Raw genomic sequence first — 15877 nt, forward strand, 5'->3', positions numbered from 1 at the left:
ACTTTCTACGGCCGGCGCAGCGGGAGCGGCGCCCATCTTCACGAATGCCCGCGTCCGAACCGGGTTGGCGCAATTCGTAGACGTTTTAACCGCTTCCACATAAAATACCGAATCAACCGAAACAGGACCGGTAGTGAAGGAAGTGCCCGTTGCAACAGGCGTACCACCCGCAGCAGTCGTGTACCAGCGGAAGAGGGTATTGGGCTTCGGCGCCACCGTGAATGTGGCCGTTCCGCCCGCGCAGGTCGTGACCGTATCCGGCGTTACATCCGGTACGGCTATGAGCCTTTGCGCGTAGTGAATATTCAGTGCAGAGATCAGCGTGGCCACGCCGGAATTGAGGCGCACTTCCACCCGATCGAACACAGCCGTCGGCGCAAAGGCAACGATAGCCTGCGTATTGCCCGCCAGGAGGCGAAGGCTGATCAGGCTGTTGTTCAGCGCCGTACGGTCGTTATTGTAAGTAGTTCCGTTATAAGTTGCGACCTGCGTTCCGCCCAGCAAACCAACATCCGCCAGTGAGCCCGGGAAGGAAATCAGCAACCGCACACTATCGCCCGCGTCGCTGGACGAGGGGAAGATGAGCGTCTGCTGCGCATATGCGCCCAACAACCCGGCCACCACATGCAGCGAGGAACCGGAAACTGTGCTCGCATCCACCGCCGCGCCCTGGTTATCCACGAAGCATCCGATGCAGATGCCGTTAACGTTGCTGACCTGGGTGGTGGCAATGTCGCAGGGAACGTCGGGGTTGGTGATCGTAACGTTGGCTACCACCGCCACACGCTGCGCGCTCGCGCAACCTGTCGCATTCGTAGCTTCCACATAATACGTAGTCGTGGATTGCAGTGCAGGCGTAGTGAAGCCCGGACCGGCAAACAGCGCCGTTCCGCCCACCGGCACATCGTACCAGCTGTATGTGAGCGAAGAATTGGGATTGTCGACCGTGAAGGTGGCCGTGCTGCCTTGCGGGATGGTCACCGAATTAGCCGTTACCGTCACATCCGCCAGCCCTACTTCCACCACAACCGGCACCCGTGTTTCGCTGGGGCAATTGGTAGTACCGGACACTGCCTCGGCATAATATACCGTGTTGGCGGTTATCGCAGGTGTAACAAACGATGCACCCGTTGCCAGCGGCGTTCCGCCGGTTGGCGTGCTGTACCAGCGCACCGAATTGCCCGCGGGCACGGTGGCGTTCAGCGTAGCCGTCTGACCACTGCAGACGTTCACGGTATCAGCCGCAATCGCCGGGCGGGCTGTTATTTGCTGTACGTAGAAAACATTGATTTCGTTCAGCGCGGAAACCACACCGGTCAGGCGGATTTCCACATTATCGAACACGGCAGACGGAACAAATGAAACCACGCTGCGGGTGCCCCCGTTCAGCAATTGCACGTTCAGCAATCCGTTGTTCAATAATCTCACATCCGCAGCATTTTCCGCGGCGCCCATCCTCGGGCGCACCGACGTTCCCGCCAGCACATTCAGATCCAGGAGCCCCGTGGTTGAGCCCACCACCACGCGCAGCGAATCGCCGATCGTGCTGGGCTGCGCGAAGGAAATCCGCTGGTAAACCGATCCGCCCAGCAAACCTACGGGCAGATGCAGCGAAGAAGATGTTTCGGGATTATCATCCACCGCAAACGGCGCATCATCCACACCGCACAACAGGCAAAGACCCAATGTGCCGGTGGAAGTGGAAATCGTTCCGCGGCCGCAGGACAGGTCCGGACTGCCGGGCCCAACCGTCACCGTAATGGGAACGCTGGTGCGGATGAAGCTCGTCAGTCCGTCAGGCGTCGCGGCCTGTACGTAATAAGTTTTGTCTTTCAACAACGTCGGCGTATTGAAAGTAGCCGTTGTAGCCACGGGAACGCCGCCGGTCGGGGTTTCGTACCAACTGAACGTTGCGCCGGGGAAACGGATCGAAGCGTTGAAAGTAGTATCGTTACCGAATGGAACGGTGGCGGCGGGAGGTACAACCGTTACCGGTACAAACGCAGCAGCTTCATATACATTGAGGCTTCCCAACGCGGTTACCAACCCGTTCAGATCCACCCTTACGCCATCGAAACCGGCCGTTGCAGGAATTACCACTTTGAATTTGCTCACCGCGCCGGTCACGTCCAGCCCGAGCGCCTGGAGGTTCACCAGGTCTGCATCGAGCGTGATGGGATCGCCGTTCGGGGTACTTCCATTATAAGTTTCCACCCGGATGCCGGATAGCAATTGTGCGCTCAGTGTTTGGCTGGGCACACCCAGGAACAACGCGATGCTGTCGCCCGCCTGGTAGGTTCCGGGGAATTTAATCAGCTGCCCTACCGATCCCAGCGCGCCGACTGCCATTGTAATCTGCGAAGCGGTCGTTGTGTCCTGGTCTACCGCGAGATTCGGGTTTGCAACGGAGCAACCCAGGCAAACGCCGCCAACCAGCGGGCTCTGCTGCAGATCACCGTATGTCCACAAGGGGCCGGGGCCCGCGTTCACCGTTACCGTGGCGGAAGTGCGCGAGAAGCTGCGCTTGCCGTCTGACGGGGTGAATGCTTCGGCATAATATGTTTTGGTACGGGTTAGCGCAGGAGTCGTGAAAGCCGCGGCATTGCCAACGGCCGTGCCGCCTGTCATCGCCTCGAACCATGAATAGGTGGCGCCGGGCGCGCGAACGCTGGCGGTCATGGTTGCAGTGGCGCCGGAAGCGATCACCGGTGCGGGCGGCGTAATCGCCAGCGGCATAAAGGCAACCGCTTCATATACGCGCAGGCCATTCAGTCCGGCCAGCGCCGCCGATAAACCGATGCTCACACCGTCGAAAGCCTGGCTTACCGGGAAAGTCACGCGGAATTTACCCGTGCTGCCTACACCCAGGCCCAGCGGCTCCAGCCTTACGATGCCGCTGTTCAAAGCGATGGCATCTCCGTTAGGCGTAGCGCCGATATAAGTTTGCGCCGTCAATCCGCCCAGAGCGGTGAGGCTGAACAATTGATCCGGCAGTTCCAGGAACAGCGCGATGCTGTCGCCCGATTGGTATACGCCGGGGAAATGGATCACCTGCGACACGCTGCCCAGTGCGCCCAGGGGCATAACGATCAGCGAAGAAGTTGTCGTATCCTCATCCACCGCATTACCTGCATCCGTAATGCTGCAGCCCACGCAAACGCCGCTGATCACTGGTCCGTCCTGCGTGGTGCCGTACGTCCAGAGCGGGCCGGGGCCGCCGCCTACGTTGACGGTCGCCATGGTGCGCACATAGCTCTTCTTGCCATCGGGTGTGCTGGCTTCCACATAATAAATCGCCTGGCGGGAAAGGTTCGGTGTATTGAAAGTAGCTCCTGTAAAGACGGAAGTACCGCCCGTGGGGGACGTGAACCAGTCGAAAGTAACCGGGGCCAGGCGGTTGGCCGCGGCGATGGTGGCGGAAGTATTGAGAGGAACTGTTTGTACCGGGGGCGTCACCGTTACAGGCACCATGGCCGTAGCCTCGTATACCTGCAGATTGCTTAGGCCGCCTACTACCGGGGCCAGCGAGATCTGAACAGCGTCGAAATCCGCGCCCGCCGGCAGCGTTACCCTGAATTTCCCTGTTGCGCCAACCGGGATGCCCAGCACCTGCGCATTGGCGAGCGCCGTGTTGAATGCAGCGGCGTCGTTATTGGAAGTGCTGCCGCTGAAAGTTTCGATGCGGATGCTGTTGAGTAGTTGCAAAGAAAGCAGCTGCCCTGCCGGGATCCCCAGGTCGAGGATGATGCTGTCGCCGGGATGATAATTGCCCGGGAAGCGGATCAGCTGGCCCGCATTGGAAAGCACGCCCAGCGGGATATTGATCGTGGATGCGGTTGTCGTGTCTTCGTCTACAGCCAATGCCGGATTCTGTACGGTGCAACCCACACAAATGCCGCTCAAAACCGGACTGGTCTCGGTATCGCCGTAAGACCACAGCGGCCCGTCCGCCCCGCCAACCATTACCGGCACCGCGGTGCGCACATAGCTGGTTACGCCGCCGGCCACCGCTTCCACGTAATACGTGGTGCTGCGTGTGAGGTTTGGCGAATTGAACGTTGCGCCCGTGCCTGCCGGAGAACCGCCGGTGGGAGCCGTATACCAGTTGAAAGTGGCGCCGGCAGGACGAACCGTTGCGCTGAGGCTCGCTGATGTGCCGTACGGGATCACCGCAGCATTCGGCGTTACCGACACCGGGATCATAGCTACCGCTTCATAAATGCGCAAGGTCGCCAGTTCTGCTACTACGGCGTTGAGGTTCACCTGCACCGCGTCGAACGAAGTGGAAACCGGCACGCTGACACGAAACTTCGGCGTACCCCCAAGTCCTACACCCAATGCCTGCACGTGAATAAGGTCGGTACCGAGATTCATGGCCGCGCCTGCCGCAGCAGTACCCAGGTAGGGCTGCAGGGAAATATTGGTGAGGATGGATTTGGTGTATAAAACGCCGGGCAGCTCCAGGTCGAGGATGATGCTCTCGCCTGGTTGGTAGATGCCGGGGAATTTGATGAGCTGCCCCACCGTGCTGGCAACGCCCACGGGCGACGACAACGTGCTGAAGGTAGCGGGGTTAGCATCGACCGCGTTTTCAGGAGCATTCACCGCGCAGAGGACGCAGATGCCGCCGAGCCTGGGGCTTTCCTGCTGGTCGCCATACGACCAGAGCAGGCCCGCGCCGCCGCCTACATCAACGGTTACGCCTGTACGCAGGATGCTGGTAAGGCCGTCGGCCGTGGTGGTGGCTTCCACATAATATTTGTTTACGCCGCGGGTGAGCACGGGCGCGTAGGTGGCGCCGGTAGAAAGGAGCGTGCCCCCGGTGGGGGCGTCGTACCAGCGGAAGGTCGCCGCGCCGAGGCGGTGCGAGGCCGTCATGGTGGCGGGAGCGCCGGCGGGACTGATTATAGGATTTGCAGCAGGTGTAATTGTTACAGGCACCACGGCGGCAGCCTGGAATAATTGCATATCGTAGGAAAGGCTCACGAGCCCGCCGAAGGTGATGGCCACCTGGTCGAACTGGCTGGTGATGGGGATCACGGCTCTTCTTTTTCCGGTAGATCCCACGCCGAGGAGCTGCACGGCGACGGCGGAGCCGAGGCGAACATCCTGGCGGGCGGTGGCGCCGCTGCCGAGGTAGGTCCTGACGCGCACGTTATTCAGTACCGACGCGTCGACGATCCCGGTGGTGGTGAGTGCGAACTCGACTACGAGGCTGTCGCCCGGTTCGTATGTACCGGGGAAAACGATGCGTTGCCCCATATCGGCGACGATACCGATTGCCATATTATATAGGGCGGCGGTGTTGGGGTCATTGTCGATGGCGTTTCCTGCGCCGGTAATGGTGCAGCCGATACAGGTAAGGGAGATGATGTTGGTGGCAGTGGAACCGCGGGAGTAGATGGGCCCTGCGGCGAAGAAGCTGCGGACAGACGTTGCGTTGAGCCAGGAAAGGCGTGCATCGCCATGCAGCATGGGGGATCGCCCGAACCATTTTTCGGGCAAAGTGGCTGGGGTTTTCTCCGGATACCACCAATATTGATTATATGCTGCGAGGGAGGCAGCGCGCGCGTTTCCGCCCCATCCGAGCACGAGGGCTGCGGACAGCACGAAGAAAAAGCGCAATAAGCAATTCGGAGTAACATTACAACTCATACGACAATGGTTTGGGTTTATTAAGCTTGTGTTGATCTGTCCTGCACGTGGGGGAAGCGCTGCATGATTTGGTTGAAGCAGGGTTCCCGGTCAAACGATGATGGCTGCAGAGGCTATGAAAAAGAGGAATGTCTGTCAAAAAGGTTCAGGATACAAAGCCGCGCTTTACAGTTTTTGATAGGATGCATTCTTCGGTTTATTCATGGATTCTCGAAGCGATTGAGATGCTAAATTAACTGGCCGGGGAGTGGAAACGATAGGCCATTCTTATCCATTTCATTCAAAAAGTAATGGCATTGTTCATTGTTGAATTCTCTGTTCATTTTGTTCATTTTTAAAATGGATGAACAAATTCAATTCATATTTTGTATCTGGGGTTATTCAGAAAATTCGTCATACCGTGGTCAAAATGAACAATTATGACTGCAATCGTTCATCCTTTTTACCACTTCCGCACTCTGTTCATTTATATTAGTTAGGAAAGCAGATTATTCTAAAATTTTCCGCATATCTAATATCACCTTAACAATTTGAGTATCAACATAAAACAAACCTCCTGCCTATATGATCCCTCCTGTTCATTTTGTTCATTTGTTAAAAACCGAAATCCAAACGTTCATTCCTTTACGTATTTATTCATTTCAATCAGGGTCCCATCATACCATAGTCCTAATCCATTAATTGTATGCCCTTATGATCGATCTGTCCTACGACTTTATCATTACATTACAGTCGGAAGTTTTGCGGCAGTTTGGCGTCGAGAATCTGCAACCCAATCAATGCAAGCAGCTCACGCAGGCTATTATGAACCACACTGGAAAACTCGTCAGCGAGACTACCCTCAAAAGGGTATTCGGGTTTGCCGTCACCCAACACAGCTTCTCCCGATTCACGCTCAACACCCTCGCGCAGTATTGCCGCTTCCGCGATTGGGATGATTTCCAGGCACAGTATTACAAAAAACAATTCCGCCAGCCCGTTCAGGATGATTCGAAATGGGAAGACATCCGGCGCAAAGCCACCGCCATCTCCCACTACACCATCCTCACCCTCCGCAACCGTTGCGGCATGCCCTTCGATAAAACCATCCCGCGGCAGTATTGCCTTCATCATATCGAAAAATTCCTCGAATCCAAATACTCCGCCACCGTCCTCATCGCACCCGCAGGATGGGGCAAATCCATCTCTCTCATCCATGCCGCCGAACACAACTGGTTTGGCCGCAACCCCGCTTCCCCACAGGATATCTGCTGGTTCATCAACGCCCACGCTGCAGGCAGCCTCCTCCTCAAAGGATTCAACCTCTCCTCCTGGCTCGATAACCAACTGAACCTCGGCAACGGCGAAAACTTCCGCGAATACTTCTCCGCCCACCCCGAAGAACGCTCCGGAAGGCTCATCCTCATCATCGACGGGTTCGACGAAATCGCCATGAGCGCCGATAAACTCAAACTCCTATATAATAAACTGGAAGACTTCATTTATTCCAACGACCTGCACCCCTGGGTGAAAGTCATCCTCTCCGTCCGTTCCAGCACCTGGGGCGAAGTTTTCCATCAAACCCAGCAGTATCCCGCATTCCGCAAATTCTGGTACCTCGGCCCGGAAATGGATGAAGAAACCAACATCAACATGCCCGCGCTTACCGAGCAGGAAGTGAAATCCGTTCTGTATAATTTCGATTTCGACCCCGCCACCGTCCGCCTCTTCTCCGATCACTTCATCCAACGGCTCCGCCACCCGTATTACCTCCAGCTTTTCTGCCAGCTGAGCAATAACCCCGACCAGTCGTTCGTGGACGAGAACCTCAGTCTTTTCGAAATCATCTCCCGCTTCATCCAGCACCGCGTTTTCCAGTCGCCCGCCAACACCTTTAAAATGCAGCTCATCGAAAAGCTGCTGGGATTGCTGGACATGGGAAGGGCCGGCATATATACCGACAAAAGCAACCTGCTGAACCAAAACGCCGATTATTTCCCCGCTTATAAAGAATTGCTGGCCGATAATATATTGGTGGAGGAAAATCTCAGCCAGGAGATCATGTTCAACGTGAAAGTGCGCTTCGCGCATAATTTCCTGCTGGAATACTTCACGGCGATGCATTTCGTGAACCACCACGGCCAAACCGTTTCCGCCCCGCTGCTGGAGCAGGTGCTGTCTGCTTTCCCGCAGAGCCCTTTCCGTATAGCCGTGTTCAAATGGTTGCTGCGCTACGCCATTACGCGGAGCCAGGCCGATGGCATCCGGGAATTCTTCCGCCTGCCGCTGGCCACCAGCGAAAAAGCCCACCTGCTGGAATATGTGGTGCTGCATTACCAGAAGGAAGGCACGCACCAGGAGCAGTTATCGACGATTTTCCCGCCGGGATATTTCCGCAAGAACCCTTTCGGGCAGTTCATCGCCGACGACTTCATGCATTTCAAAAAGCGGAAGGTGCTGAATACCCTGCTGAATATGGCCGAATCGGCAGACGACCGGCTGAAGATCCGCTGCAACCTCTTTGTGATGGCGCTGATGCAGCTGGATGCGGAGCAATGCGAGATCGAGCTCACCAATATCCGCAAGCTGTGCGCGGGCGAGCCCGCGGGAGATATGTGGATCACCCCTTACGAAGCGTTCCTGTTCATATATGAATACCTGAAATTCGGGCAAACGAATGCCGAAATGCGGGAAAAGCTTTACCACTACGCCTCCTGCTGGAATTTCAAGCATCAGAAATCTTTTACCACGGGAGAAGAAGCCGTTTACCGCGCCTTATGCTTTATTTTCCTCCTGCTGGGCGATTACCACCAGCTGCTGCTGTTCACCAGCCGCCTGTTCGAACAACATCCCAGCATCCTCTTCAACCGCACCGATCCCTTCCGCCTGATGATGCTCTGCTGGAAGGCACAGGCGCACCTCAGCACGGGAGACATCCAGCCCGCCCGGCGGATCAGCTGCCATGTAGACAGTGTGCTGAAACATTATCCTGCCGAATTTTACAACGGCAAGCACCTCGAAACACTGCAGAAAATCGTGGCGGCGCAGATCCACCTGCACGACCAGGAATTCAACAAAGCCATCCGCGCCGCGGAATCCGCGATGGAAATGGCACATAAGCTGGATTTTAAAATATTTGCCCTGTTGAATTACAGCATCCTGGACCGGATTTACCACCACCTGAAAATGGACAAGCAGAAAAAAGACGCACAGCAGAAAATGATCGTGATCCGCCAGAGCACGACGTTTATACAAACACTGCCCGGATTGGTGGAACATTAACAGTCCACCAGCCGGAATTGGCATAATTTTGCGGTAATATCCGGCAATGCCTATCGATCAGAGCAAATACACGACATTTCAGCACTTCTTGCTGAACCTGCTGAGCCTGTTGACCATCCTGCCCCTGGCCCCTTACATCAACCGGTTCATGCCCGTGATCCAGTTGGGCCCCTGGCATGTGGACCTCCTGGTGTCGGTACTGATCTCCTTCGTATTCACCCGGCTGCTCCTCTGGATCTTCCGCCCACTCATCATACCGGCCTTCGTACTCGTGGCCGGCGTGCTCGTTTTCAACCAGTTCACCGGCAGGTATTCCTTCACGAACGTCCTCAACGATTACCAGGGCGTGGTGCAGGGGAACTGGGGCACCCGCGACAGCAAGCAGCTCGACATCCTCAGCTTCTACCCCCGAAAGGTAGAAACCTACGTCGATAAGACCGTCCGCGGCATCCGGGAGAAAACCGATTACAAAGATCCCATCGTCCGCAATTTTTCTGTTAAACATTCACTGGAATATTATGACGAATACTTTCCCAAGTACGGGCGTATCGTCAGGTATCTTTCGCTTTACCGGTACATTCGCGAGAACTTCAAATACGTGAACGATTCCCAGCGCGACGAATACTTCGCCACCCCCATGGAAACCATCCAGAACGGAATGGGCGGCGATTGCGACGACCACAGCATCCTCATGGCCTCCTGCCTGGAATCCATCGGGGCGCGGATGCGTATCGTGCTCATCCGCGGGCACGCCTACCCGGAACTGTACTGCGGCAGCAAAGAGGAGTTCGAGACCATGAAACAGGCAATTATCCTGTTATTCAACAATCCGCCCGTTAAAGTGTTATATTATCATGAAATGAACGGCGAATACTGGATCAACATGGATTATACCGCCAGAAACCCCGGCGGGCGCTACCTCAACGACAAGGTCTACGCCCTGATAGAAATGTAACCATTAACTCATATTAAAATATTTTGAATCATGAAAGCAAACATCGGCATCGGAGAAAACCACCTACAGGCAGTAGCTGAAAAATTACAGGTTTTATTGGCGGATGAGCAAGTCCTTTATACCAAAACCCGGAACTATCATTGGAACGTGGTGGGCGACAATTTCGCGGAAATGCATGCCTTTTATGAAGGACAATACAACGAGCTCGCCGAAATCGTGGACGAAGTAGCGGAGCGCATCCGCATGATCGGGCATTACAGCACCGGCCGCCTCGTGGATTTCCTCAAGCTGACCAACCTCCTCGAACCCGAATACACGAATGTGCAGTCGCAACAGATCAAGAACCTGCTCGACGACCACGAAACCATTATCCGCAACCTCCGCGAGATGATCACGGAATTCGCGGATAAGCAAAAAGACCTCGGCACCAGCGATTTCGTGACCGGCCTGATGCGCCAGCACGAGAAAATGGCCTGGATGCTCCGGTCTTACATTACCAAATAGCACCATCGCTGAATAAGTGAAAAAGAAAAGCCGGTCAACCTGCGTTGGCCGGCTTTCTGTTTTATGCTTGCTTGCCGGTGTTATTGCTTGTAGATGATGATTTCCACCCGCCGGTTGCGGCGCCGGCCTTCGGGCGAATCGTTCGGGTGGGCGGGCCTTTTTTCGCCTTCGCCGGACACGGTGAGGATGTAATCGCCCAGGCCTTTTTTCCGGAGATATGCCGCCAGCGCTTCCGCGCGGCGGAGCGAAAGCTCCAGGTTGTAATCGTCGGCCCCGGCGTTGTCGGTATGCCCGATGAGCGCCAGCGTGGTGCCTTCGGCGCGGGGGATCTTGTCGACCAGCGTGTCCAGCGAGGAGAACAGTGCCGGGTTGAGTTCGTGGCGGTCGAATTTGAAAAGGACGTCGGGGATCAGCAGGGTATCGGGGGGCGGAGGGATTTCCGCCACGGCGACAGGCGTTTCAGGTGGCGCGGAAATGTCCGGCGGGCAAACTTCTATCCCCACAAAGTTATTTCTCGCTTTCGCGCCGGGCGAAGCCGCATCGTAGCGCGGCGTGGAAATTTGCAGCGTAACTACTTTGATATCGCGGGGGCTGAAGGCAAAGTCATTGATGAACACTTCGCGGGCGTCGATGGCTTCCCTGGCGGACAGGGCGGAATCGAAGCGCTGGGAGGCCGGGTCGAAGAAGTAACCGGTGATCCGCAGCCGGAGCCCGCCCGGTTGGTAACGCTGGACGAGGGAATCGATGCGAGAGGCGGCCAGTGGATATCGGGCGCGGCCAACGGCGGTGAAGAGATCGGTGCCGGGAATCTCGACGTCCATGCAGCCATTTTTGGCCGTCCGGACATTCGTCATTTGCCGGGTGACGTGCTGCCCGGGCAGGGTGTGGCGCAGCCGTCGGTGTGCGAGCGAATCCATGATAGCCGCGGCATCGGCGCAAAGGTCCGTTTGCTCTTCAGGCACCAGCTCCAGGTAATCGAGGAAAATGAATTCCGGCCCGCCGGAAGCCCGCGACTGCCGCAGTTCCATGCGGCCCACGAGGAGGTGGGTGAAATCGTCTTCCGCCGTGAAAACGGTTTCCATCCGGTAGAAATTCTTTTCCAGGGGCTTCGTGATCTGGGCTTTGCGCAGCGTAACCGTGGGTTTGAGATCGTTCAGGACATGCGCATTCTCCCGGAACACGTAATCTTTCGACAGGTAGAAATCCACTTCCGGCTCCAGGCGCTGCGTGGCGCCGACGATCGCCATGATCCGGTACCGTTTCCCTTTCCGCATGGGGCACAGCAGCCGCGTCTGGGCATAATTGCGCTCGTCGCGGACGCTCCCGCTTACGAGGTTGATGTACTGATGCCCCGCTTTATTCTTGTAGGTGTGGTAATTATATTGCATTTTCAGCGCCGGCGATACGTTCTCCCAACCTACCGGCGCACAGGGCGCATAATACTCGATACAGACATTGACGTCTTCGAAACTGGGATTGGCCAGCAGGTTCTGCGCCCGGGCAGCCGGGGGAAGCAAAAGCATCCCGGTCATAAGGTGGAACAGGGTCGGTAATCGCATTTTTATCACGATGGGATTCTTATTAACTGAAAATCATGATAAATATTATCTCTATATGAAGATATGACACAAAGGTGTGATACAAACATTCCCCGGCCATTTTGCGTTAAACCTACTGCAATACACGCATACCCAGTCTGATTATTCATCTTAAAAAAATACATGATGGAACAGTTATTTTCCGGGAAAGTGGCATTGGTAACCGGCGCAGGCTCCGGCATCGGGGAAGCCACGGCGCTGCTGTACGCCCAACATGGCGCCAAAGTGATCGTATCGGATATTAACGCGGAACACGGCAATGGCGTGGCGGACAAAATCCGCCAAAGCGGCGGCGATGCGCAGTTTGTTGCCTGCGACGTCAGCAAGCCGGAAGCCTGTGAGCAACTCGTAAGCGAAACCCTCCGGCACTATGGCCGCCTGGATTATGCCTGCAACAACGCCGGCATTGGCGGCGAAGCCAATGCCATCGGGGACCTGAGCGTGAAAGGCTGGGACACCGTGATAGCCGTGAATCTTTCCAGCGTATTCTACTGCATGAAATACCAGTTGCCCGCCATCCTGAAGGGCGGCGGCGGGGCCATTGTCAACATGGCGTCGATCCTCGGGCAGGTGGGCTTCCCGCATTCGGCGGGTTATGTGGCCGCCAAACACGGTGTGGTAGGGCTTACCCAGAATGCCGCGGCGGAATACTCGGCCCCGGGCGTCCGCGTAAACGCCGTAGGCCCCGGCTTCATCGACACCCCGCTGCTGCAGCAAATGGATAAAGCCGCCAAAGACATGCTCATTTCCAAACACCCCATCGGCCGCCTCGGCAAAGCGGAAGAAGTAGCCGAAGTCGTGATCTGGCTCAGTTCCGACAAAGCTTCCTTCGTTACCGGCGCTTACTACGCGGTAGACGGGGCTTACCTGGCCGTATAATCTTACCATGACAGTGCAGGACAGCCGCGGGCCCGTGGCTGTCCATTTTTTATCCTTACCGTCCATCTCCCCCATTCCCCGCTCCTCCATTATCCGGCATCGCGCTTAAACGTTTGGCCCCCGGAAAACGTCTATCTCATTGAACGAATCACGTTTTATCCACGCTGGAAATTAGCATTACCATTTATCCCGTAAATCCTGCACAGGTGTAAAACACCCGTCAGGCGGTGCTGGGATGCGTATTTTTCGGCATCAACCTATAGACGCAATAACTTAGATGAGAATCACGCGAATCAGCGGCAGGGGAACCTTTGCGGTCATCCTTTGCTGGCTCGGATGTATGTTTGTCCAATCGGAAGCCTACGCACAGCAGCCCCCATCAAACAAGGATTCGGAAACCGGCGCCATCAGTGGAAAAGTGCAGCAGACCGGCAACAAAGAACCGATCCCTTTTGCCACCATCGCACTGCTGAACGAAGATGACTCCACCGTTATCAACGGCGTTGCCGCCGATGAGAAAGGCACCTTCCTGCTCAAACCCGTGCCCTATGGCAGCTATCTCGTAAGAGTGGCCACCATGGGATTTACGCCGTCTTTCTTCAAGGTAAAGCTCAATAACGAGCGCCCGCAGTGGGACCTCGGCACCGTGATCCTCGAAACCGGCGCCCGCAGCCTCAAGGAAGTGGAAGTGGTGGGGCAGAAGAAGATGTTCACCATGAACAAGGATTCCATCATCTTCACCCCCGACGAAAACTTCCTGCCCGGCGGCACCGGCATGGAACTGCTCGAATACGTGCCCGGCGTCACCATCGATGCGAATAACAACATCACCATGGAAGGCAAGGACCAGGTGCGTTTTTACGTCGACAACAAGCCCATTGCCCACACCGGCATGGACGCCAACAGCTACCTCAATAACCTGCCCTCTTTCATGATCGAACGGATCGAAGTGCTGAAAGTGCCGCCGGACGCGGTAGACGCCGAACAGGCGCTCGTGGAGGGCAGAACCAATATCCGGTACATCAACATCATAACCCGGAAGATCCAGTTCCGCGGGTACTCCGCCGCGGTAACCGCCGGGGTCGACAGCCGCCGCAACCTCAACGCCAAGATGCGGTTCAACATGAACCTCGCGCCCTTCCAGATCACCTATTTCAACAACGGGCAATATAACTCCGACTCCAGCTACCTTCAGCGGACCTATTTCCCGAAATCCGACGGCGGCGACAGCTCCTTCCTCGAACAAAAGAACTTCCGCACCTCTTATAACTTCAACCACAACCTGAATACCCGCTACGAAAGGAAATTCACCGACAAGGAATACCTCCGCGGCGCGGTAACCCTCGGCTGGACCGGCGACGGCAGCAACAACGAAAATAATTCCATCAACAGCAACGGCGCCCACAAGCCCACCATGATCAAAAACCAGGACAGCGAAAACCGCCGCAATGGTTACCGGGCCGTTACCGACTGGAATTACTTCAAGGAATACGAGCAGCGCGATAAGAAATTGGAGGCAGGGTTCAACTTCACCAAAGCCGGCACCAAGGGGAAAGGGTACAACGACTACCTGTACCCGCTGACCGACGATACTTCCCTGCAGCGCAACGACAACCGCAACGGCAACTACAGCATGCGGACCAATATCCACTTCCGGCAGCCGCTGGGCAACGGGAAGTATTACGACCTGAGCGGTTCCGCCAACATCAGCGGTTCCGACAACGAGAACATCGCGCAGCGAAAGAATGTGGCGGATAAAATATTGCTCCCCGCACCAAGGCTCAGCACGGATTACACTTCCTTCAACCAGAACTACGCCGTTAACGCCTCTACCGGAAAACATAACCAAAAACTTGGGTACAGCGTGACGGGGCGCTTCGTGTACACAGGGTCCAAATCCCGCGAAACGTTTGCCGGCAACCAGTTCAACAACGAAACGTACGAAGTGCGCAGCTCCGCAGGCGTGAATTACAGTCCCTGGAAAGACCACCGCGCCAACCTGCGCTTCAACCCCGGTATCCAGTTCTTCAACCAGATGGCCTTGCTGGACTCCCTGAGAAGCCGCGTGCCGTTCAAATACACGAACTTCGCGCCGGGCGTGAATTTCAACTACGATTACAAGCAGCAGCAGCTGTCGTTCAGCTACTCCCGCAACATGGACAGGCCTTCGCCGGATCAGCTGAACCCCTTCGTGAACACGACCGACAGCTTCAACATCCGCACCGGCAACCCGAACCTGCGCCCCGCGTTTACGAAAGATTACCGTGCGGAATATAGCATCCAGGTGAAATCGCATTCACTGAAAGTGGGCGTGGAGAAGCAGGATGCGGATGATATCATTTCCCGGTACACCCGCGTCGAATACATCAACGACACCACCATCATCAATACCAGCACTTTCGTGAACCTCGCCAGCAGGCGCGACAACAACGCGTACGTTACGCTGACGTCGCACTTCTTCCGCGCCACCAACAACAATAAAGGCGCGATTCAGCTGAACATCAATGCGGGCCTGCGGTATTACGATACCCAGACCGACGGCGGGGAAGACGGGCAGGGCGCGGTGAGCGAGAAGTTCGCGCACGTATCCGGCTGGACGAGCCACCTCAATACCTGGGCGAGTTACCGTATCCGGGTGTTCAACGTATCCGTGAACTTCCGCTACAACGGCCCCCGGTACTACGCCCAGGGCAAGCAGGAAGCGCGTTTCGGCAGCGGGCTGAAAGGGCAGGTAAACCTGTTCCAACGGAAGCTGAACGTTGCTTTCTCGGCGGAAAATATCTTCGGTTCGAGCGTACGGAATTCTTATGAGCTGACGAAAGACTACGAACAGCGTTCCAATAACCGCCGCAACGTGCGGTATCTCAGCCTGAACCTCACGTACAACATCCGCAAGTTCAACAAGCTGGGCAAGAAAGGGCCGAAAGAGTTTGAGCTGGGAACGGAAGAGGAAGAAGAAAACCGGCACCGCCGCCGGTAAGCCAATAAAAATACCGAAGCGCCGGTCCGTTTGCACACACAAACT

At 56.0% G+C, this 15877-nt stretch carries 7 protein-coding genes; 5 read left to right on the forward strand and 2 right to left on the reverse strand.

The window, feature by feature from the left end:
* A partial coding sequence (locus tag Q0510_RS12240) for a hypothetical protein (RefSeq protein ID WP_298711870.1) occupies positions 1 to 5655 on the reverse strand: 5655 nt, incomplete at its 3' end.
* Between the two features lie 693 nt (positions 5656 to 6348).
* On the opposite strand from Q0510_RS12240, the gene Q0510_RS12245 reads away from it, so the two are divergent.
* Genes Q0510_RS12245 through Q0510_RS12255 form a run of 3 tightly spaced genes read left to right on the forward strand, consistent with a single transcriptional unit; the run spans position 6349 to position 10375 of the window.
* Positions 6349 to 8916, forward strand: coding sequence for a hypothetical protein (locus Q0510_RS12245; RefSeq protein WP_298711873.1), 2568 nt, complete (start codon positions 6349 to 6351; stop codon positions 8914 to 8916).
* A gap of 46 nt (positions 8917 to 8962) precedes the next feature.
* Complete coding sequence (locus Q0510_RS12250) at positions 8963 to 9871, forward strand: transglutaminase domain-containing protein (RefSeq protein ID WP_298711876.1); 909 nt, start codon at positions 8963 to 8965, stop codon at positions 9869 to 9871.
* Positions 9872 to 9901: 30 nt separating this feature from the next.
* Positions 9902 to 10375 carry a DNA starvation/stationary phase protection protein gene (locus Q0510_RS12255; protein WP_298711879.1) on the forward strand — a complete coding sequence of 158 codons (474 nt, stop codon included), beginning with the start codon at positions 9902 to 9904 and terminating at the stop codon, positions 10373 to 10375.
* Between the two features lie 80 nt (positions 10376 to 10455).
* On the opposite strand, the gene Q0510_RS12260 is transcribed toward Q0510_RS12255, so the two are convergent.
* Positions 10456 to 11934: an OmpA family protein gene (locus Q0510_RS12260; RefSeq protein WP_298711882.1), complete on the reverse strand. Its 1479-nt coding sequence runs from the start codon at positions 11932 to 11934 to the stop codon at positions 10456 to 10458.
* A 162-nt stretch (positions 11935 to 12096) separates the two neighbouring features.
* Here Q0510_RS12260 and Q0510_RS12265 point away from each other — a divergent pair, with 162 nt between their 5' ends.
* Positions 12097 to 12852 carry an SDR family oxidoreductase gene (locus Q0510_RS12265; protein ID WP_298711883.1) on the forward strand — a complete coding sequence of 252 codons (756 nt, stop codon included), beginning with the start codon at positions 12097 to 12099 and terminating at the stop codon, positions 12850 to 12852.
* 277 nt (positions 12853 to 13129) lie between these two features.
* Positions 13130 to 15832, forward strand: a complete 2703-nt coding sequence (locus tag Q0510_RS12270) for a TonB-dependent receptor (protein WP_298711886.1) — start codon at positions 13130 to 13132, stop codon at positions 15830 to 15832.
* Positions 15833 to 15877: the final 45 nt, after the last annotated feature.

It is taken from the genome of uncultured Chitinophaga sp., from assembly GCF_937874145.1.
Taxonomy (GTDB): Bacteria; Bacteroidota; Bacteroidia; order Chitinophagales; family Chitinophagaceae; genus Chitinophaga.